19 protein-coding genes and 1 other annotated feature are annotated in these 21,207 nt (G+C 54.7%); of the genes, 5 read left to right on the forward strand and 14 right to left on the reverse strand.

The window, feature by feature from the left end; translation table 11 throughout:
* Positions 1 to 13: 13 nt before the first annotated feature.
* The gene (gene ribF / locus ACR8BN_RS16100) at positions 14 to 943 is read right to left on the reverse strand and encodes a bifunctional riboflavin kinase/FAD synthetase (RefSeq protein ID WP_010253714.1); all 930 of its coding nucleotides are present in this window, start codon (positions 941 to 943) and stop codon (positions 14 to 16) included.
* Positions 944 to 1,249: 306 nt separating this feature from the next.
* Here ribF and rpsT point away from each other — a divergent pair, with 306 nt between their 5' ends.
* Complete coding sequence (rpsT, locus tag ACR8BN_RS16105; protein WP_008925553.1) at positions 1,250 to 1,513, forward strand: 30S ribosomal protein S20; 264 nt, start codon at positions 1,250 to 1,252, stop codon at positions 1,511 to 1,513.
* 38 nt (positions 1,514 to 1,551) lie between these two features.
* Here rpsT and nhaR read toward each other — a convergent pair whose 3' ends face one another.
* The 4 genes from nhaR to dnaK form a co-directional block, all read right to left on the reverse strand.
* Entirely contained in the window at positions 1,552 to 2,460 is a 909-nt protein-coding gene (nhaR, locus tag ACR8BN_RS16110) for a transcriptional activator NhaR (protein ID WP_039386454.1), read from the reverse strand.
* 30 nt (positions 2,461 to 2,490) lie between these two features.
* Positions 2,491 to 3,669, reverse strand: a complete 1,179-nt coding sequence (gene nhaA, locus ACR8BN_RS16115; protein WP_031593937.1) for a Na+/H+ antiporter NhaA — start codon at positions 3,667 to 3,669, stop codon at positions 2,491 to 2,493.
* Positions 3,670 to 4,294: 625 nt separating this feature from the next.
* Positions 4,295 to 5,440, reverse strand: coding sequence for a molecular chaperone DnaJ (dnaJ, locus tag ACR8BN_RS16120; protein WP_010253699.1), 1,146 nt, complete (start codon positions 5,438 to 5,440; stop codon positions 4,295 to 4,297).
* Between the two features lie 104 nt (positions 5,441 to 5,544).
* Positions 5,545 to 7,455, reverse strand: coding sequence for a molecular chaperone DnaK (dnaK, locus tag ACR8BN_RS16125; RefSeq protein ID WP_031593939.1), 1,911 nt, complete (start codon positions 7,453 to 7,455; stop codon positions 5,545 to 5,547).
* Positions 7,456 to 7,756: 301 nt separating this feature from the next.
* On the opposite strand from dnaK, the gene satP reads away from it, so the two are divergent.
* On the forward strand, positions 7,757 to 8,326 hold the full coding sequence (gene satP, locus ACR8BN_RS16130; protein WP_031593940.1) for an acetate uptake transporter: 570 nt from the start codon (positions 7,757 to 7,759) through the stop codon (positions 8,324 to 8,326).
* A gap of 52 nt (positions 8,327 to 8,378) precedes the next feature.
* On the opposite strand, the gene ACR8BN_RS16135 is transcribed toward satP, so the two are convergent.
* From ACR8BN_RS16135 to tal, 3 genes are all read right to left on the reverse strand, one after another.
* Positions 8,379 to 9,686 (reverse strand): MFS transporter, encoded by a 1,308-nt coding sequence (locus ACR8BN_RS16135; protein WP_434747106.1) that lies wholly within the window; start codon positions 9,684 to 9,686, stop codon positions 8,379 to 8,381.
* A 106-nt stretch (positions 9,687 to 9,792) separates the two neighbouring features.
* Positions 9,793 to 10,380 (reverse strand): molybdopterin adenylyltransferase, encoded by a 588-nt coding sequence (gene mog / locus ACR8BN_RS16140; RefSeq protein ID WP_434747107.1) that lies wholly within the window; start codon positions 10,378 to 10,380, stop codon positions 9,793 to 9,795.
* A 126-nt stretch (positions 10,381 to 10,506) separates the two neighbouring features.
* Positions 10,507 to 11,460, reverse strand: coding sequence for a transaldolase (tal, locus tag ACR8BN_RS16145; RefSeq protein WP_013356716.1), 954 nt, complete (start codon positions 11,458 to 11,460; stop codon positions 10,507 to 10,509).
* A gap of 209 nt (positions 11,461 to 11,669) precedes the next feature.
* Between tal and yaaA the strand changes: the two genes are divergently transcribed.
* Entirely contained in the window at positions 11,670 to 12,443 is a 774-nt protein-coding gene (gene yaaA, locus ACR8BN_RS16150) for a peroxide stress protein YaaA (protein ID WP_039386446.1), read from the forward strand.
* Between the two features lie 61 nt (positions 12,444 to 12,504).
* Here the strand turns inward: yaaA and thrC are convergent, their stop codons facing one another.
* The 5 genes from thrC to ACR8BN_RS16175 all read right to left on the reverse strand — a co-directional run bounded on the left by thrC (position 12,505) and on the right by ACR8BN_RS16175 (position 18,231).
* Positions 12,505 to 13,788 (reverse strand): threonine synthase, encoded by a 1,284-nt coding sequence (gene thrC, locus ACR8BN_RS16155; protein WP_069025808.1) that lies wholly within the window; start codon positions 13,786 to 13,788, stop codon positions 12,505 to 12,507.
* 3 nt (positions 13,789 to 13,791) lie between these two features.
* A complete protein-coding gene (gene thrB, locus ACR8BN_RS16160; protein WP_031593945.1) occupies positions 13,792 to 14,721 on the reverse strand; it encodes a homoserine kinase in 930 nt (309 codons plus the stop codon).
* A 2-nt stretch (positions 14,722 to 14,723) separates the two neighbouring features.
* Positions 14,724 to 17,186 carry a bifunctional aspartate kinase/homoserine dehydrogenase I gene (thrA, locus tag ACR8BN_RS16165; protein ID WP_434747108.1) on the reverse strand — a complete coding sequence of 821 codons (2,463 nt, stop codon included), beginning with the start codon at positions 17,184 to 17,186 and terminating at the stop codon, positions 14,724 to 14,726.
* 26 nt (positions 17,187 to 17,212) lie between these two features.
* Positions 17,213 to 17,331, reverse strand: a sequence feature (Thr leader region).
* On the reverse strand, positions 17,270 to 17,338 hold the full coding sequence (gene thrL / locus ACR8BN_RS16170; protein ID WP_071591720.1) for a thr operon leader peptide: 69 nt from the start codon (positions 17,336 to 17,338) through the stop codon (positions 17,270 to 17,272). (Overlaps the previous feature by 62 nt.)
* 188 nt (positions 17,339 to 17,526) lie before the next feature.
* The gene (locus tag ACR8BN_RS16175) at positions 17,527 to 18,231 is read right to left on the reverse strand and encodes a tRNA/rRNA methyltransferase (RefSeq protein ID WP_069025805.1); all 705 of its coding nucleotides are present in this window, start codon (positions 18,229 to 18,231) and stop codon (positions 17,527 to 17,529) included.
* A 609-nt stretch (positions 18,232 to 18,840) separates the two neighbouring features.
* Between ACR8BN_RS16175 and arcA the strand changes: the two genes are divergently transcribed.
* Positions 18,841 to 19,557: a two-component system response regulator ArcA gene (gene arcA, locus ACR8BN_RS16180; RefSeq protein ID WP_010253677.1), complete on the forward strand. Its 717-nt coding sequence runs from the start codon at positions 18,841 to 18,843 to the stop codon at positions 19,555 to 19,557.
* Positions 19,558 to 19,628: 71 nt separating this feature from the next.
* On the opposite strand, the gene creA is transcribed toward arcA, so the two are convergent.
* Positions 19,629 to 20,102 (reverse strand): protein CreA, encoded by a 474-nt coding sequence (gene creA, locus ACR8BN_RS16185; protein WP_010253671.1) that lies wholly within the window; start codon positions 20,100 to 20,102, stop codon positions 19,629 to 19,631.
* Positions 20,103 to 20,296: 194 nt separating this feature from the next.
* On the opposite strand from creA, the gene robA reads away from it, so the two are divergent.
* Complete coding sequence (gene robA, locus ACR8BN_RS16190) at positions 20,297 to 21,178, forward strand: MDR efflux pump AcrAB transcriptional activator RobA (protein WP_031594485.1); 882 nt, start codon at positions 20,297 to 20,299, stop codon at positions 21,176 to 21,178.
* Positions 21,179 to 21,207 lie beyond the last annotated feature (29 nt).

A 21,207-nucleotide genomic window follows, 5' to 3' on the forward strand; every position in this document is an offset into this window, starting at 1 on the left:
TTTTTCGCTCAGGTTAAAGCAGCCCAAAGAACTGCCGGGCCGTTACCACATCGTTCGCAATTTGTTCTTTCAACGCCTCCAGTGAGGCAAAGCGCTGCTCGTTTCGTATTTTCTGTTTCAGCACCACATCAATGTGACGACCATAGAGATCCATATTGATGTCGAGCAGGTGAACTTCAAGCTGCTGGCGTAAACCTTTTACGGTCGGACGGGTGCCGATATTGGCGACACCTGGCAGTGGCTCGGGCGTCAGACCCCGTACCTCCACTGCATAAACCCCTTTCACCGGCGAGACGCTACGGCGTAAAGGGAGGTTCGCCGTGGGGAAACCCAGCGTGCGTCCCAGTGCATCACCGTGCACAACGCGGCCGGAAATAGTGAAAGGGTGACCAAGCAGCGATTGCGCCAGCGCTAAATCATCCACGGCCAGCGCCTGACGCACGGCAGTACTGCTGATTCGCTTACCGCCATCACAGAAGGTTTCGGTGCTGACGACCTCAAAGCCGTACTCTGCACCGGCTTTCTGTAATAACAGGAAATCACCCTGGCGACCAGCGCCGAAGCGGAAATCATCGCCTACTGCAAGGTACTTTACGTCCAGCTTTTCGACTAACAGGTCACTGATAAAACGCTGGGCGGACAAGGCCGCAAAGCGACGGTCAAACCGCACGCACAACACTTTATCGACGCCGGCTTCCGCCATATAACGCAATTTTTCACGCAGACGCGTCAGACGAGCCGGCGCTTTGTCACCGGCAAACAGCTCCAGCGGCTGTGGCTCAAAAACCATGACCACCACCGGCAGATTACGCTTACGTCCCTCTTCACACAGCCGCGACATCAGCGCCTGATGCCCACGGTGTACGCCATCGAAATTACCAATGGTCAGAACGCAGCCGCGATGCTGCTCGTTAAGATTATGAATACCGCGGATAAACTTCATGGCTGGCCCAAACCGGTGGAAATCGGCGGATTATACCCTTGAAAGCGACTCAGGTTAACCCGTCAGCACGCCTTTCATGCTTTAGGCGCTGCATTTCCTGTTGCTGAAGCGCATGTTAAGAATTTTGTCGCGAAATACTGTATTCAGCGAGGGGAAGCTGGTAGAATCCTGCGCCATCAAATACGTAACCGAGTGCCGCTCTCAGGGCGACGCTTATTTGCACAAATCCATTGACAAAATCAGGTTAGAAGGGCATAGTCCTCGGCCTTTGATTTGTCTCTATAGAACACATTTGGGAGTTGTACCTTGGCTAATATCAAATCAGCTAAGAAACGCGCCGTAACATCTGAGAAACGCCGTAAGCATAACGCTAGCCGCCGCTCTATGATGCGTACCTTCGTTAAGAAAGTATACGCGGCGATCGCTTCAGGCGACAAAGCTGCTGCGCAGAACGCATTCAATGAAATGCAACCACTCGTGGACCGTCAGGCTGCTAAAGGTCTGATCCACAAGAACAAAGCTGCACGTTATAAGTCTAACCTGACTGCACAGATCAACAAACTGGCTTAATCGCCTGTTGTTAATCGCTTTGTTAAAAAAGCCGGCGCTTACGCCGGTTTTTTTTCGTCTGTACCCTGGCGGGGAAAGAGTCCGCTGAAGTCTGCGTGACACAGTCGCTGCACCGCCGGATGCTGAATCATCCGCTCCGCAAACAGTATGTGATACTCCTCTGATACCGCGTCGAGCCGCCCGGCTTCATATATTCCCTCCCGCTGCCCCATCTCCAGCAAAGGCGCGACAAAAATCGCATTCTGTCGCGCACCAAACGCCGTCATCAGTGCCGCATCATCGAACTCACCCAGAATCTCCACCTGCAGCCCCTGGGTGCTGATCCAGTTGAGGATTTTTCGCCCCAGCATGGAGCGGCGACCCGGAATCAGCAGGGGACGCGTCTCAAGGCAGGCCGGAAAAGAGATATCGCTGAGCGGCTGGGTTGACCAGAAACTGATCGCACATTCCCCCAGCTTCACCGAAAACAGTCCTTCCTGTTGGGTGGGGTCGATGGAGCAGTCAGAGATAATCATATCCAGCTTATGCTGACTGAGCTGCTCCAGCAGCATTTCGTGGGTCGATTCAAAACAGCGCAGATGAATTTTCTCCTCTGCGACCACCGCCGTCTCCAGCACCTTGCTGACCAGCTGCTTTGAGAGCGCATCTGCTACGCCTACATCCAGCAGCAGATGGGACTCTTTGCGGTAATTCACAATATCCAGCATCTCCTGACCCAGCATAAACATGCGGTCAGCATAGCGAAAAACCAGCTGTCCCAGTTCAGTCGGTACCAGGCCCCGTCCCTGACGCCGGAACAGTTTGCCCTGCAGGCGCTCCTCCAGTGCCTTAATCTGCCCGGTAATGGTCTGTGGCGTCAGGGAGAGTGCCTCTGCTGCGCCAGCTATCGATCCCGCACGGCAGGCGTGCCAGAAGTAGTAGAGATGATTGAAATTGAGCTGATTCATAGCAAAAAGGAGGCTTTCGCCTCCTCTCCATTAACGCAGTTTAATTCGCAGCAGCGTATAGCCGATGACAGCTGAAAGCAGAGAGCCGGTCAGAATGCCCAGTTTTGAAAAGGTCACCAGCTGTTCATGCGCGGCATCAAAGGCCAGCGAACTGATAAAAATTGACATAGTGAAGCCAATGCCGCACAGCACGCCAATCGCCATAATATCGCGTATGGTTGTGCCGTTGGGTAATACCGCCAGCCGCAATTTTACCGCCAGCCAGCAGAACAGGGTAATGCCTAGTGGCTTACCGATTAGCAGGCCGAGGATGATGCCTGACGGTTCAGGCGAGAGGACATCACTCAGCGTAATGCCAGCAAGTGAGATACCGGCATTAGCAAAGGCAAACAGCGGCAGAATCATCCAGTTCACCCACGGCATCAGACCATGCGCCAGATGTTCTGCTGGAGAGTGCCCCTCTTTCTTCTCCAGAGGCACGAAGAAGCCCACAATGACGCCAGCCAGGGTTGCGTGGACGCCCGACTTCAGCACGGCGGTCCAGAGCACGATACCCACCAGTATATAAATTGAGATTTTACGGACGTTAAAGCGGTTCAGGAGTGCCAGCACGACAATGGCGCCAGCAGCCACGCACAGGGAGAGCACTGAGAGGTCACTGGTATAGAACAAAGCGATAATCACAATGGCACCCAGGTCATCAATAATCGCCAGTGCCATCAGAAAGACTTTCAGCGCAACGGGAACACGGCTGCCCAGAAGGGCCAGCACACCCAGCGCAAAAGCGATATCGGTTGCGGTGGGAATGGCCCAGCCGTTGCGTGCAATCTCATCACCATGGTTGAAAAACAGGAAGATCAGAGCGGGTAACGCCATGCCGCCTATTGCCGCGATGACCGGGAAGATCGCCTTGTCACGGCTGGCAAGTTCGCCGACCATCAACTCCCGCTTTACTTCCAGGCCAATAACCAGAAAGAAAAGCGCCATCAGTGCATCGTTGATCCACAACAGCAAGTTTTTGCTGATATCCAGCGCCCCGAAGCGGATTTGTACCGGTTCATTCAGCAACGCCTGGTAACCCTGGGCGGTAGCGGCCGTATTGGCGAGGATCATCGCCGCGACCGCCGCCACGATCAACATCACGCCATTGCTGGCATCACTTTCAATAAAACTTTTTAGCAGATTCTTTAATTTGCGCGGCTTGTTCAACGTTCATCTTCCTGAGCAGAGACAGAATATTAAACAGTGTAACGATTCATATAGTTCGTTAAAAGCAGCTTATACCGCGCTATATGCTCGGTTTAGCCGAGCGGTAGCAGCAGTAAACGTCGGCTTTTTTATGAGTGCTGCGGTGAGGGAGAGATAATGCAGCCATCACAGGCAGGTGATTTAAAGTAAAAAAAGCGGAGCCGGGACTCTAATGCTGGTCAGTTAAGTGACAGGTGATAACGCAGTCTGGTGCCGGGCTGCTCTGAAACTTCAGTGTGTATTGTCAAAAAGGGCACGAGAGTGGAGGCCTGAGCGCCTCTGCTGCTGAAAGGGCTATCCGCAGCGCTGAGGCGTGACGGTGGGCCAGAAGTCCACGCCGGGAAGCGTGGACAGTTCGGGGCCGGCCAGGGAGGGCCGATCCCCGAACGGTTCGTCGGCACGACGTCAAAGCCGAAGGTACCGCGTGAGCGGCGCGAGGACGGCCCGGCAGCAGCAGAGGTGCGCTGGCCTGCAATGCGGCTCGCTCGCCCAAAAAAAGCTGCCACGTTTGACCGTGACAGCCTTTACAAATCTAATCTTAACTGATCAGCATCAGAGCCGGGGCTCCGCTTTTTATCAGGCAGACTTAACGAGTCAGATCATCAAAGAATTTTTTCACGCCGTCGAAAAAGCTCTTGGAGCGTGGGCTGTTATGCTCGCCGCTCGGACCGCCAAAACTCTCTTCCAGTTCACGCAACAGCGCTTTCTGTTTCTCATTCAGGCTGACCGGTGTTTCCACCACGACACGACACAGCAGATCGCCGACCGCGCCGCCACGCACAGATTTCACGCCACGTCCGCGCATGCGGAACAGCTTGCCGGTCTGAGTTTCTGACGGCACTTTCAGCTTCACGCGACCATCCAGGGTCGGTACTTCAATCTCACCGCCCAGCGCTGCCATCGCAAAGTTGATCGGCACTTCACAGTAGAGATTGTTCTCTTCACGTTCGAAGATCGGGTGTTTCTTCACCGAGACCTGAACGTAGAGATCGCCTGCTGGTGCGCCCTGCTCGCCCGCTTCGCCTTCGCCGCTCAGACGAATGCGATCGCCGGTGTCGACCCCTGCCGGGATTTTCACTGACAGCGTTTTCGACTTCTCAACGCGGCCATGACCATGACAGGCGTTGCACGGATCTTTAATCACCGAGCCGCGACCATGACAGGTCGGACAGGCCTGCTGAACGGTGAAGAAGCCCTGGCGCATCTGCACCTGGCCTGCACCGTGACAGGTTGAACAGGTTTGTGGCTGCGTTCCCGCTTTCGCGCCGCTGCCGTGGCAGACGTCACACTCTTCCAGCGTTGGAATGCGGATCTCTTTGGTCACGCCGCGTACCGCTTCTTCCAGCGACAGCTCCATGTTGTAGCGTAAATCGGCGCCACGGGATGCGCGCTGACGGCGTCCACCACCAAAGATGTCACCGAACACGTCGCCAAAGATATCGCTGAAGTCTGCGCCGCCGCCACCAAAGCCGCCGCCGCCGTATCCACCGCCACCCATACCGCCCTGTTCAAAGGCTGCATGACCATATTGATCGTAGGCCGCACGCTTCTGCGCATCGGTCAGGATTTCGTACGCTTCCTTGACCTCTTTGAATTTGGCTTCGGCTTCTTTGTCACCGGGATTACGGTCCGGGTGAAATTTCATTGCCAGGCGTTTGTAAGCCTTTTTGATTTCACGCTCGTCCGCGGATTTGGCGACACCTAAAATCTCGTAGTAATCACTCTTCGCCATGTTTATTTAGCCCTTAACATGATCGCACGGGCGTGGAGAGATCTCCTACGCCCGTGCTGGTTTCAACGGCTGTCAGGCCAACCGTCGCGCCCGGTCAGGGGCAATTATTTCTTGTTGTCTTTTACTTCTTCGAATTCAGCATCGACAACGTCGTCATCTTTCTTCGCTGACGCGTCACCGGCATCCGCTGCACCCGCCTGAGACTGCTGTGCTGCTTCCATCAGTTTGCCGGACACTTCCATCAGCGCCTGCATTTTGGCGTCGATTTCCGCTTTGTCTTCGCCTCTCAGCGCAGTTTCCAGCGCGGCCAGAGCGGCTTCGATTGGCGCTTTGTCATCAGCAGACAGTTTGTCGCCCGCTTCGTCCAGCTGCTTACGCGTGCTGTGGGCAATCTGATCGCCCTGGTTACGCGTCTGTACCAGCTCTTCGAACTTGCGGTCAGATTCAGCATTCGCTTCCGCATCACGCACCATTTTCTGGATCTCTTCATCGCTCAGACCTGAAGAGGCTTTGATGGTGATTTTCTGCTCTTTACCGCTGTTCTTATCTTTCGCCGACACGTGCAGGATACCATCCGCATCGATGTCGAAGGTCACTTCGATCTGCGGCAGACCGCGTGGCGCGTTCTGGATACCATCGAGGTTGAACTGGCCCAGTGACTTGTTGTCATTGGCGCGCTTACGCTCACCCTGCAGCACGTGAATGGTCACGGCTGACTGGTTATCTTCAGCAGTCGAGAAGACCTGGCTGTGCTTGGTTGGGATAGTGGTGTTCTTGCTGATCAGCGAAGTCATCACACCACCCATGGTTTCGATACCCAGTGACAGCGGGGTAACGTCCAGCAGCAGCACGTCTTTCACGTCGCCACCCAGTACACCACCCTGAACCGCAGCACCGACCGCGACCGCTTCGTCCGGGTTCACGTCTTTACGTGGCTCTTTACCGAAGAACTCAGTCACTTTGGCCTGAACCAGTGGCATACGAGTCTGACCACCCACCAGGATAACGTCGTTGATGTCTGAAACAGACAGTCCGGCATCCTGCAGCGCAACTTTCAGTGGCGCGATTGAGCGAGCAACCAGATCTTCAACCAGTGACTCCAGTTTAGAGCGGGTCACTTTGATGTTCAGGTGTTTAGGACCGGTCGCATCTGCCGTGATGTATGGCAGGTTAACGTCGGTCTGCTGTGCAGAAGAAAGTTCGATTTTCGCTTTCTCTGCCGCTTCTTTCAGACGCTGCATCGCCAGTGGATCGTTGTGCAGATCGATGCCCTGGTCTTTCTTGAATTCAGCAACCAGATAGTTAATCAGGCGGCTATCGAAGTCTTCACCACCCAGGTGGGTGTCACCGTTGGTCGCCAGAACTTCAAAGGTTTTTTCGCCGTCAACTTCGTCGATCTCAATGATTGAGATATCGAAGGTACCGCCACCTAGGTCATAAACCGCGATGGTGCGGTTGCCCTGACCTTTATCCAGACCGTATGCCAGTGCAGCAGCAGTCGGTTCGTTAATGATACGTTTGACTTCCAGACCCGCGATACGGCCGGCGTCTTTGGTCGCCTGACGCTGCGCATCGTTGAAGTAAGCCGGTACGGTGATCACGGCTTCAGTCACTGGCTCACCGAGGTAATCTTCGGCGGTCTTTTTCATTTTCTTCAGCACTTCAGCAGAGATCTGCGGTGGTGCCATTCTCTGACCTTTCACTTCCAGCCATGCGTCGCCGTTGTCAGCGCCGGTGATTTTGTACGGCATGATTTTAATATCACGCTGCACTTCTTCGTCCTGGAAGCGACGACCGATCAGACGCTTAATTGCGAACAGGGTATTCTGCGGGTTGGTCACTGCCTGACGTTTAGCCGGTTGACCGACCAGAATTTCGCCATCCTGTGTATACGCAATAATTGAAGGCGTGGTGCGATCGCCCTCGGCATTTTCCAGCACGCGTGCTTTAGTGCCATCCATGATCGCAACACAAGAGTTGGTTGTACCCAGGTCAATACCAATAATCTTACCCATCTAAACATCTCCCACTTAAATTCGTTGCCAATTTGGGTTGTGAACCTTTTATGTGGGCGGGTTGTTTGCATTCAACTGCCAGCACATGCTTTTTTTCCAACGTTCACAACGCTCGATGACAAGTAAATGGGGCCGCTTCGATGCGCATCAAGGGCTAAACCAAAAAAAATTTTTACCTTTGGCCCTGTCGGGATCAAAGAACGCTGCCACAGCGCTGAATATGATGCGTCGCCTTGTTCCCCTCAGGGAGCAGGACGGAATCCGTTTATTACATCAACGATCATCTTACTGCCGAGGAACTATGGCAAATTCAACGCTGGCTAACCCTGCTCCGCTGGGATTAATGGGATTTGGCATGACGACCATTTTGCTGAACCTTCATAACACGGGCCTGTTTGCCATGGACGTGGCGATTTTAGCCATGGGCATTTTTTATGGCGGGATCGCGCAGGTGCTGGCCGGTCTGCTGGAGTTTAAAAAGAACAACACTTTCGGGCTGACCGCTTTTACCTCTTACGGCATGTTCTGGTTAAGCTTTGTGGCGATCCTGCTGTTACCTGAAATGGGACTGGCGAAAGCGCCTGACGAACGTTTCCTGGGGGCCTGGCTGGCACTGTGGGGCATCTTCACGCTGTTTATGTTCGTCGGTACGCTGAAAGGTTCGCGGATGCTGCAGTTTGTTTTCGGCTCGCTCACGCTGCTGTTTCTGCTGCTGGCCGTGGCCCATCTTATGCACCTGCCAGCGCTGGTGGTGTCCGCGGGCTGGGTCGGGATACTCTGTGGTGCCAGCGCCTGCTATCTGGCGATGGGTGAAGTGCTGAACGAAACCTTTGGCCGCACCATTCTGCCGATTGGCGCGAAATCGCTTTAAGCCTGCCTTTACGCATAAAAAAAGACGCGGAGCCTGGCTCCGCGTCCCCGCATTACAAAGAGTTAATCCCCTGCTGCAGGCCAGGCTCGTAGCTGACATCACGCCGCAGCCAGATCCCCGTCAGCAATCCCACCACCGCCAGCGCCATCACATACCAGCACGGTGCCATCACTGAGACGTTCATCAGCAGCGACACAAAGATGGGTGTCAGACCGCCGAAGATCGCATAGGAGAGGTTGTAGGAAAATGAGAGTCCGGTAAAACGCACTTCTGCCGGAAAGGCGCGCACCATCACAAAGGGCACGACACCGACGATACCGACGCTGAGTCCCGCCACGCCATAAAGCAGGAAGAGCTGCTGTGGATAGAGGGCGGTAAGGTGATAAAACTGCCAGCTACAGATCGCCAGCAGCAGGCTGCCGACACACAGCGTACGACTGGCACCAAAGCGATCGGCAGCGAGTCCGGCAATAATGCAGCCAATGCAGAGCATTACGGTGGCGATGCTGTTGGCCTGCAGGGTCAGCGCGGGCGCGATGCCCTGCTGTTTTTGCAGCCAGACCGGCGACATCAGGATCACCACCACGATGCAGGCGGAGAGCAGCCAGGTCAGCAGCATAGAGATGACAATCGACTTTTTATGCTCTGCCAGCACGGTCTTCAGCGGCAGAGTTTCAGCCAGCGCTTTACGCTGCTGCATCTCAATAAACACCGGCGTCTCATGCAGCCAGCGACGCAGGTACATGGCGACCAGCCCGAACACGCCGCCGAGGAAGAACGGGATGCGCCAGCCGCCATCATGGATCGCCTGCTGCGACATTGAGGTATTGATCAGCGTGGCTACCAGCGAACCCAGTAAAATGCCAATGGTCAGCCCGGCCGTCAGCGTGCCGCAGGCGATACCGATACGTTTATAGGGCACGTGTTCCGCGACAAACACCCAGGCGCCCGGCACTTCACCGCCAATCGCCGCGCCCTGTAACATCCGCATCAGCAGCATCAGCAGTGGCGCAGCAATGCCAATCGTCTGCCAGGTGGGTAAAGCGCCCATCATCAGGGTCGGCAGCGCCATCAGCAGAATGCTCAGGCTGAACATCTTTTTGCGCCCGAGCTTATCGCCAAAATGCGCCATCACGATGCCGCCCAGCGGACGAGCCAGATAGCCTGCGGCAAAAATGGCAAACGTCTGCAACTGACGCAGCCATTCCGGGATATCCGAAGGGAAAAAGAGTTCGCCAATCACGGTGGCGAAGAAAACGAAGATGATGAAGTCGTAGAATTCCAGCGCGCCGCCCAGCGCGGCCAGCGCCAGGGTCTTGTAATACTTACCGGTCAGACGCTGAGTGTGAGTCGGATTCATAATATTCCAGAGGCAAAAGAGATAAAGTTGTAAAGATCTTATTACTATACCGTCAATCTTTTGCCACACCAGAAAGGCTATAGCTTATGCCTGAAATGGGGAATATTTAGTTATTTATCTCACGTATCGCGCTTTTAGGGCGAAATGCTGCTACTACGCCGGAATGCGTTTCGACGTAAGGCCCTTCCAGCAACTGTAAACAATAAGGTACAGACGCGAAGATGCCGTGAACTTTTACGGTGCCCTGCGCATCCTTCAGCCCTTCCAGCGTCTCTTTGATCGACTTCGGCTGACCAGGCAGATTGAGGATCAGCGACTGCTTGCGGATCACCCCGACCTGACGCGACAGAATCGCGGTCGGTACGAACTGCAGGCTGATCTGGCGCATCTGCTCACCAAAACCAGGCATTTCACGATCGGCAACGGCTAAGGTGGCATCGGGCGTGACATCCCGTCGGGCCGGACCGGTGCCGCCGGTGGTTAACACCAGATGGCAAAAACGTTCATCGACCAGTTCGCAAATCGCCTGCTCAATCATCGGCTGCTCGTCGGGCACCAGTCGGGACTCAATCTCAAACGGGCTGCTGATTGCGCTGCCGAGCCAGCTCTCCAGCGCGGGAATACCCTGATCCTGATAAATGCCGTTCGCGGCGCGATCGGAGACCGAGAGCAGGCCAATGCGTAATGTATTCATGATTAGCTTCGCTGTGATTTACCGCGGTGCGGTTGGAGTAAAAGAGGAATAGCCGAGAGGATAATATAAAGTGAAAGGGTCGGAAAAGGGAAAACCGTGGCAGCCTGCGCCGCCACGGTCAACGGATTACAGCAGTTCTGCCAGCATCTTCTCAAGTTTGCCCTGATCAACGGCAAAATTGCGGATACCTTCTGCCAGCTTCGCAACCGCCATCGGATCCTGGTTGTGCTGCCACAGGAACTCAGACTCGGTCATGCGGGCCGGACGCGCTTTCACTTCGCCGCTGTAGCTCAGTTTACGCTCCAGGGTGCCTTCGCTCTCCGCCAGCTCTTTCAGCAGCGCAGGAGAAATGGTCAGACGGTCACAGCCAGCCAGCTCGATGATTTCGCCGACGTTACGGAAGCTGGCGCCCATCACCACGGTTTCATAGCCGTGCTGCTTGTAGTAGTTGTAGATTTCAGAAACTGAAACCACGCCTGGATCTTCGTGCGCGGCATACTCTTTCTTGTCGGTGTTGGCTTTGTACCAGTCGAGGATACGGCCAACAAACGGAGAGATCAGGAACACGCCCGCTTCAGCACAGGCACGCGCCTGAGCAAAGGAGAACAGCAGCGTCAGGTTACAGTTGATACCCTCTTTTTCCAGCTGCTCTGCAGCACGGATGCCCTGCCAGGTAGAGGCCAGTTTGATCAGGATGCGGTCGTTGCTGATACCGGCATCATTGTAGAGTTTGATCAGGCTGCGGGCTTTGGCGATGCTGCCTTCAGTGTCGTAAGAGAGACGCGCATCCACTTCCGTCGAGATGCGGCCTGGGATCAGTTTGAGAATTTCCAGACCAATGTTCACGGCCAGCTTGTCAGAAACCAGCTGCAGCTGCTCTTCTTTGTTGCTGCTCTGCTCACGCGCCCAGCCGATCGCTTCATCGATCAGTTTACGGTATTCAGGAATTTGCGCGGCGTTGAGAATCAGAGAAGGGTTGGTGGTGGCGTCTTGTGGCTGATACAGCTTCATGGCTGCAATATCACCGGTGTCGGCTACTACGGTGGTGAGCTGACGCAGGGAGGTAAGTTTGTCCGTCATGTTCTTTTCTCTTAGTTAACTGTCAGTGTGAAAAAAGGCTGTTGCGATAATATCACGCGGCAACGGTGGCGCAAGGTCAGGGAATGCCGTTTACGATAGCGCGAACAAATAGGTGTGATTCGTCATTCTTTGCGGCTTTTTTGATACACTGCGAAGCCTGATAAGCAGCCAATGCCCTGTTAAACCAGGCATTAACCGAGGAAGCAACTATGTTGATGGTGATCTCTCCCGCCAAGACGCTGGATTATGAAAGCCCGCTGGCGACATCGCGTTTCACCCAGCCTGCGCTGTTAGAAAAGTCACAACAGCTGATTGAAATTGCGCGCGAGCTGTCACCCGCCAGCATCGCCTCGTTAATGGGCATCAGCGACAAACTGGCGCACCTGAATGCCGAGCGTTTTAACAGCTGGCAGCCCGATTTTTCCCCTCAGAATGCCCGTCAGGCAATTCTGGCGTTCAAAGGTGATGTCTACACCGGTTTACAGGCAGAGACCTTCAGCGATCAGGATTTCGATTTTGCTCAGCAGCATCTGCGTATGTTATCGGGCCTGTATGGCGTGCTGCGTCCACTCGATTTAATGCAGCCTTACCGTCTGGAGATGGGCATTCGCCTGGCGAATCCGGCGGGCAAAGATCTCTACACCTTCTGGGGCGATCTCATCACTGAAACGCTGAATGCTGCGCTGGCGGAACAGGGTGATGAGGTGCTGATCAATCTCGCCTCGGACGAATATTTCCGGGCGGTTAAGCCGAAGACGCTGCAGGCACAGATGATTAAGCCGGTGTTCCTCGATGAGAAGAATGGCAGTTACAAAGTGATTAGCTTCTATGCCAAAAAGGCGCGTGGATTAATGAGTCGCTATGTGATTCAGCAGCGCCTGACAAAGCCGGAACAGCTTAAGGCGTTTGATCTGGATGGCTATCGTTTTGATGCAGCCAGCAGCAGCGAGAGCGAGCTGGTCTTTAAGCGCGCGGAGCAGTAACACCCCGCGCCCTCTGCTTTCCACAAACAGGCTTCCCGCAACCGGGAAGCCTTTCACAGCTTTACTTCAGCAGGAACGCCCGCAGCGAGGCGAAATCACCCTTCATCTGATGCGACAGCAGCGGCAGGTCGGCGCGCTCCGCTAACTCCGGCGGCAGCGTCAGGGTCTGCTCAAGGATCGCTTCCACGCTTTCGCGGAATTTCGCCGGATGCGCGGTTCCCAGGAACACACCATACTCCCCTTCCTGCAGCTGATCGCGCAGCAGACGCCAGGCGATGGCGGCATGCGGCTCGGAAATATAGCCCATCTCAGCCAGTTCACGCATGGCGGCGCGCGTGGTCTCATCCGAGACCGCACCACAGGCCAGATCGGTTAAGCGCCAGGTTTTACGGCGGAACAGCTCTTCCACACGCGGCCAGTTATTAGGCTGGCTGACATCCATGGCATTCGACAGCGTAGAGACCGTCTGGTTGGGCTGCCACTCGCCGTTGCCCAGGAAGCGCGGCACCGTGTCGTTGGCGTTGGTGGCGGCGATAAAGCGTTTGATCGGCAGGCCCAGCGATTTCGCCAGCAGACCGGCGGTCAAATCACCAAAGTTGCCGCTCGGCACTGACACCACCAGCTGATTACGTTTTTCCTGTGGCAACTGTGCGACTGCTTCAAAGTAGTAGCAGATCTGCGCCAGCAGGCGGCTGATGTTGATGGAGTTAGCCGAGTTCAGGCCAATCGCCCGCTTCAGCTCTTCATCATCAAACGCCTGTTTCACCAGCGACTGGCAGGCATCGAAATCGCCGTCGATAGCGATGGTTTCGATGTTGCCGCCCAGGGTACAGAAGAGTTTCTCCTGCAGCGGACTGATTTTGCCCTGCGGATAGAGGATCACCACGCGCACGTTCTTCATGCCGTAAAAGGCATGCGCCACGGCCGCACCGGTATCACCGGAGGTGGCGGTGAGGATCGTGATCTGCTCATCTGAGCCTGAGACATACGACAGCATCTGCGCCATAAAACGGCCGCCGAAATCTTTAAACGCCAGCGTCGGGCCGTGGAACAGCTCCAGACAGGCGATATCTTCGCTGACGGCTTTCACCGGGGCCGGAAAAGCAAAAGCGGCTTTAACACGCTCATGCAGCTGCTGGGCCGGAATCTCGTCACCAATGAAAGCCGAGAGAATTTTGCTGCTGCGGCTGACAAAATCCATCTCCAGCATCGCATCGATGTCGGTCAGTTCAAACTCCGGCAGTTCCAGCGGAAAGAACAGACCCTGCTGCGAACCCAGACCCTGTTTCACCGCCTGGGCGAAGCTGACCTGCTCGTTGTGATCCTTAAGATTATAGAGTTTCATGCGTTATCCCAATTGTCGTGCGCCAGCCGTGTCGAGACGGCAGATATGGACGAAGCCTTCATCATTCTGCAGATAGTGCTGGCTCAGCCAGTCAGCCATCCGCTGTGCCGTTTCCATCTGATTGCAAACGGCGAAAAGTGTCGGACCAGAGCCTGAGATACCGCACGCCAGTGCGCCAATATCTTTCGCGGCCTGCCGCGCCTCGGTGAAGCCTGGCAGCAGCCGGGTCCGGTAAGGTTCGGCAATCACATCCTGCATAAGTTTAGCTGCCAGCTGCGGCTGACGCGTATGGCAGGCGTGAATGAAACCGGCCAGCAAACGGCCATGCCTGATGCAGTCCTCTTTGCGGTACTGTGCCGGTAAAATGGCGCGCGCTTCTGCGGTTGAGACTTTAATGCCCGGATAGGCCATTACCCACAGCCAGTCATCAAAGCCCGGCACCGCCTGGCTGATAATGTCATTCTCCTGCAGCATCAGCTGAATGCCGCCGAGGAAGCAAGGGGCGACATTATCATAGTGCACGCTGCCGGAGATTCGCCCTTCCAGCTCGCCCATCAGGGTCAGTAACGTGCTGTCGCTGAGTGGCTTGCCGCAAAACTCGTTCATCGCCATTAAACCGGCCACCACCGAGCAGGCGCTGGAACCCAGCCCGGAGCCGATGGGCATGTTCTTCTCCAGCGTCATCGCCACCGGGATCTCTTTGCCCAGTTCCTCGCAGAAACGCTGCCAGCACTGGTAAACAATATTCTCTTTTGGATCGGCGGGCAGCTTACTGACAAAACGTCCGGCGTTGGTCAGTGAAAACTGCTCTGCCGCTTCCACGGAGACGCAGTCACCCAGCAGAGAGCCATCTACCGGCGAAACCGCCGCGCCCAGCACATCGAAGCCGACGCTGACGTTACCAATCGAGGCCGGTGCGTAAATTTTTACCATGATTAAACTCCCAACTTCCATGACAGCGTCCGCAGCAGGTCGGCAAAAACACCAGCCGCTGTGACATCATTTCCTGCACCGTATCCGCGCAGCACCAGCGGAATCGGTTGATAGTAGCGGCTGTAAAACGCCAGCGCATTCTCGCCGTTTTTCACCTTAAAGAGTGGATCGTTGCCGTCGACGGCGTCGATCTTCACTTTGCAGATGCCACCCTCTTCAATTACGCCAACGTAGCGCAATACTTTGCCTTCATCCTGCGCCTGCGCAACCCGGGCGGCAAAGGAGTTATCCAGCTCAGGCAGACGCTGCATAAACTGCTCAATGTCCTGGATTTCAGTCAGGCTGGCGGGCAGCAGCGGCTCAATCTCAATGTCGCTCAGCTCCAGCTGATGACCCGCTTCACGGGCCAGGATCAGCAGTTTACGCGCCACATCGGTGCCGGAGAGATCGTCACGCGGATCAGGCTCGGTAAAGCCCATTTCACGCGCCATGGTTGTCGCCTGCGACAGTGACATTCCGTCATCCAGCTGGCCGAAGATGTAGGACAGCGAGCCAGAGAGGATGCCGGAGAAGCGCAGCAGCTCATCACCGGCGTTCATCAGGTTCTGCAGGTTTTCGATCACCGGCAGTCCGGCGCCGACGTTGGTATCATAAAGGAATTTACGCCGCGATTTGGCAGCGGCGGCACGCATCTGCTGATAGTAATTCCAGGATGAGGTGTTGGCCTTTTTGTTTGGCGTCACCACATGGAAACCTTCGCTGAGAAAATCAGCATACTGATCGGCGACCGCCTGGCTGGAAGTACAATCCACAATCACCGGATTGAGCAGGTGATACTCTTTCACCAGACGGGTCAGACGACCTAGATTGAACGGCTCTTTCGCTTCGCCTAATGCCGCCTGCCAGTTGCTTAAATCGATGCCGTGGACGTGGGTTAACAGCGCACGGGAGTTAGCGATGCCGCAGACGCGCAGGTCGATATGCTTTTTCTTCAGCCACGCCTGCTGGCGATGTAACTGATCCAGCAGCGCGCCGCCGACGCCGCCAACGCCAACCACAAACACTTCGATCACCTGATCGGTGGCGAACAGCATCTGATGCACCACGCGAACCCCGGTGATCACTTCATCATTGTTCACCACCACCGAGATTGAACGCTCGGAGGAGCCCTGAGCAATCGCCACAATATTGATATTGGCGCGCGCCAGCGCCGAGAAGAATTTGGCTGAAATGCCGCGCAGCGTGCGCATGCCATCGCCCACCACCGAAATCACCGCCAGGTTTTCAATGATATCCAGCGGATCCAGCAGGCCATCTTTCAGCTCCAGATAGAACTCCTCCTCCAGCACCTGACGCGCGCGCGCCAGCTCGCTCTGCGGCACGCAGAAACTGATGCTGTATTCGGAAGAGGATTGGGTAATCAGCACTACCGAGATGCCGGTGCGCGACATCGCCGCAAAGACTCTGGCCGCCATCCCGACCATCCCTTTCATGCCAGGACCGGAGACGTTGACCATCGCCATATTATTCAGGTTGGTGATGCCTTTTACCGGGTTCTCATCCTGTTCGCCTTCTGCTCCAATCAGAGTGCCGGGTGCCTGCGGATTGGCCGTGTTTTTGATCAGACAGGGGATCTGGAACTGGGCAATGGGCGCGATGGTGCGGGGATGCAGCACTTTGGCGCCAAAATAGGAGAGCTCCATCGCCTCCTGATAGGACATCGACTTCAGCAGGCGCGCATCCGGCACCTGACGCGGATCGCAGGTATAGACGCCATCCACATCAGTCCAGATTTCACAGCAGTCGGCGCGCAGACAGGCGGCCAGCACAGCGGCTGAATAGTCAGAACCGTTACGGCCCAGTACGACCAGCTCGCCTCGCTCGTTACCGGCCGTGAAGCCCGCCATCAGGATCATGTTCTGCGGCGGAATCTGACTCGCTTCAATACGGCGGGTTGATTCAGCGATATCGACAGTAGATTCAAGGTAGTGGCCAACCGCCAGCAATTTCTCTACCGGATCGATCACGCTGACCTCATGGCCGCGCGCCTGCAGCAGCGCTTCCATGATCGCAATCGAGAGTTTTTCACCGCGGCAGATAATCGCCGCGTTGACGCTGTCCGGGCACTGTCCCAGCAGGCTGATACCGTGCAGAACCTGCTTCAGCTGCGCAAACTCCAGGTCAACGCGGGTTTTCAGTCGATCGTACTCAAAGCCCGGCTGCGCGTCAGCCAGTCCCAGCAACAGCTCGCTGAAGATGCGTTCGGCGTCGCTGATATTCGGCAAAGCATCCTGACCACTGATGGTTTTTTCAATCATCGCCACCAGATGGTTAGTGATCTTTGCTGGCGCAGAGAGCACGGTTGCAACCTGTCCTTGTTGCGCATTACTTTCCAGAATGTCAGCGACGCGAAGAAACCGCTCCGCATTCGCTACCGAGGTCCCGCCGAATTTCAGCACTCGCATAATATAAACTCTCCTGAATTTAAGCCGAAAAAAAAGCCCGCACTGTTTAGGTGCGGGCTTATTTTCTGTTTTTCCTGTATGCGTCAGCCCGCACCGTTACCTGTGGTAATGGTGGTGGTAATAATTGTGGTGTTCAGGCTGATTTTACGCATTTAGATTTATTTTCTGTCTGTTTTTGTCTGTCCGTCTTGCTTCCAGAAGTAAAGCAAAGCGCACATTAAGTCAACCCGATTTGTCCGGCGGACAGATTTCCACCACTGCGCACAGCCACCGGTGAAACCGTAAAACGCTGTTCGATCGTTTGCGATGCAGAAATTCTCTGCGATCTGTTGCTGTAAAATCAGCTTTTTGCCGAGGATTTATCTGTGAGTTTTTTTTCAATATCGTGCAGCAGACGATGCAGCATCGCACTGTCGCGCTGTTCCAGCAGACCCACCCGCTGATCGATCCAGTCTGACAGCTTCTCATCATCACTGACCTCCAGTTGCGCCAGCAGCTGATGGAAACGCTGACGCAGCGCCTGCAACTGCTGCCCATCCGCCGCAGAGGCTTTTGGTGCCTCAACCTGATTCAGCTTCGACAGCTGATAGCAGTAGACCATCACCGCCTGTCCGAGATTGAGTGAAGGATAGTCATTCGCCATCGGGATGCCGGTCAGCAGGTCTACCTGCTCCAGCTCCTCGTTGGTCAGCCCGCTATCTTCGCGGCCAAACACCAGCGCCATACTGTTTACCCACTGGCGTTTCTCCAGCAGCTGCGTTTCAACCTGCTCCGGTGTGGCGTAATAACGAAACTTTGCCCGGCTGCGCGCGGTGGTCGCGACCGAAAAATCGATGTCCGCTAACGCGTCGGCCAGGGTTGCAAAGGTCTGAACGTTGTCGAGAATTTCGCCGGCACCATGTGCCACCCGGCGCGCGGCGGGATCCTGCCAGGCGTCACTGGCAACGATGCGCAGCTGGCTGAATCCCATGGTTTTCATGGCACGCGCCGCAGCGCCGATATTTTCTGGCCGCGCGGGCGAGACGAGAATCAGGGGAAAAAGCATATTTATTCCATTGGTCCATTAACATAACGCCATATTAACATGGCTGTTAATGATTCAGTCGCCAGAAGGTAATAAGAAAATCCAGTGTTAACCATGTTAAAACTGGTTAAAAGTGATGGCCTGAATCTTTTTATCACTGAAACCAGCCTTATTAAAGAAAACATTATTAATCCATTTAACTTCAAAGAGATAGAATGTGATTTCCGGCGGGTTTTATTTTGGTCCTGCTGCGTAAAAAATGTAACGAAAATGATGCTTTTTGTGAGCTAAACAGGCAATCTGCGAGAAGTTTTTCACAAAAGTGTTAACGTGCTACAATTGCATTTGATATAAGTCAACGAAGCGTTGTTTTTATGCTTATCGGTTGTAGTTGGTGCTGTTAGGTTGCTGTTAATACAGTTAGGATATGCGCCATTATCATTAACGCCCGGGGCATGCAATTTTCATCCTGACTGGCTGAGCTAATACTGTTGTTGACGTTGATAGATGGCTTATCAAAATATGATTTCGTACAACGGTTCAGCGCGGCCCGCCGCTCTCGATGATGGAGAACGCCATACCGCTGTACGCCCTGTTTTCAATTTGTTGGCAAATTTTAGGTAGCTAAACATGCAGACCCCGCACATTCTTATCGTTGAAGACGAACTGGTCACGCGTAATACCCTCAAGAGTATTTTTGAGGCGGAAGGTTATGTGGTGTATGAGGCGACTGATGGTGCTGAAATGCATCAGGTGCTGACCGACAATGACGTTAACCTGGTCATCATGGACATCAACCTGCCCGGTAAAAACGGCCTGTTGCTGGCCCGTGAACTGCGTGAGCAGGCCAATGTCGCCCTGATGTTCCTGACCGGCCGTGACAACGAAGTCGATAAAATTCTTGGTCTGGAAATTGGCGCTGACGACTACATCACCAAACCGTTTAATCCACGTGAGCTGACTATTCGTGCCCGCAACCTGCTGTCGCGCACCATGAATCTGGCCATGCCAGGCGAAGAGCGTCGTCAGGTGGAGAGCTACAAGTTCAACGGTTGGGAGCTGGATATCAACAGCCGTTCACTGATCAACCCGAACGGCGAGCACTACAAACTGCCACGCAGTGAGTTCCGCGCCATGCTGCACTTCTGCGAAAACCCGGGCAAAATTCAGACCCGTGCCGATCTGCTGAAAAAAATGACCGGCCGCGACCTCAAGCCACACGATCGCACCGTCGATGTCACCATCCGTCGTATTCGTAAGCATTTCGAATCAACGCCGGACACGCCAGAGATCATCGCCACCATTCATGGTGAAGGTTATCGCTTCTGCGGTGACCTGCAGGATTAAGCCCCTGTCAGACGCGGCAAATAAAAAACGCCCCTGCGGGCGTTTTTTTTGTCCTTAGTGTGACGGCATAATCAGTGCCACGGCATAATCGGCACGGCGCTGATCGCATTTTTCGGTGAGCCATCAACCACTTTATCGGAATAGGTCAGATAGACCAGGGCGTTGCGCTTTTTGTCGAAGAAGCGTACAACCTGCAGCTTCTTGAAGATCAATGAGGTGCGCTGGCGGAATACCACTTCACCTTCTGCTTTGCCCTGCGCGATTTTATCACTCAGTTCGACCGGACCCACCTGCTGACAGGAAATCGCGGCATCAGAGGTATCTTCTGCCAGACCCAGTCCGCCTTTAATACCCCCGGTTTTCGCCCGGCTGATATAACAGGTTACATTTTTAACGTCCGGGTCATCGAAAGCCTCAACGACAATCTTGTGGTCAGGCCCGAATATCTTGAATACCGTATCAACAGAGCCAATCTGTTCGGCAAACAGCGGGCTGGAAAAGGTCAGCGTGGTCAGCGCAGCGATCATAAGTCGGAATATTGTCATGGAGTTACCATTGCAAATGGAATAGATGAGAATGTAATGTACTGTTAATCGAGTTAATGACCAAACCAAAACGGGTTGAAGCCCGTACTGATTTAGCACAACCTTCCCCGGAAAACGGCCCACGTCTTTTGAGCAATGAGTGCTAATATTCTTCGAATGCGTTTAGCTGCACCACCAGAGTATGAGGATGTTTTATGGACCAAGCCGGTATCATTCGCGATTTGCTTGTCTGGCTGGAGAGCCATCTGGATCAACCCCTTTCACTGGACAATGTTGCCCAGAAAGCCGGTTACTCTAAATGGCATTTACAGAGGATGTTTAAAGACGTAACCGGACACGCAATAGGTGCCTATATTCGTGCGCGTCGTCTGTCTAAAGCCGCCGTGGCGCTGCGCCTGACCAGCCGCCCGATTCTGGACATCGCACTGCAGTATCGTTTTGATTCACAACAGACTTTTACTCGCGCATTCAAAAAACAGTTTGCTCAGACACCAGCGTGGTATCGCCGCTCTTCCGAATGGAACTCGTTCGGTATCCGTCCCCCTATTCGACTGGACGATGAGACGCAGCCGGAACCGGCTTACGTCACCCTGCCGGAAACGGTGCTGGTGGGACAAACCCAAAGTTATACCTGTATTCTGGAGCAGATTTCCAGCTACCGCGACGAGATGCGTATGCACTTCTGGAAGCAGTTCCTGCTGGAAACCGACACGGTGCCGCCGGTGCTGTATGGCCTGCATCAGGTGCGAGCCAGCCAGGAAAAAGATGACGAGCAGGAGATCCTCTACACCACGGCGGTGCCTGCTGACAGCGCGGTCAATCTGCACTCCGGCCAGAGCGTGATTCTGGAAGCGGGCGACTACGTGCAGTTCACCTATACCGGCCCACGCGTTAATCTGCAGGAGTTTATTCTGCTGCTCTATGGCACCTGCATGCCAACGCTGGGGCTGACCCGTCGTCAGGGACAGGACATCGAACGGTTTTATACCGATGGCGGTAAAAAACGCGCTGAGCCACCGACCGAGATCCGTTGCGAATATCTGATTCCCATTCGCCGCCAGACCGTAGCCAGCTGACGTTAAGGCTGCCGTCATCGCGACGGCAG

The sequence above is a fragment of the Pantoea sp. Lu_F5_004 genome, assembly GCF_051136245.1.
Taxonomy (GTDB): domain Bacteria; phylum Pseudomonadota; class Gammaproteobacteria; order Enterobacterales; family Enterobacteriaceae; genus Pantoea; species Pantoea agglomerans.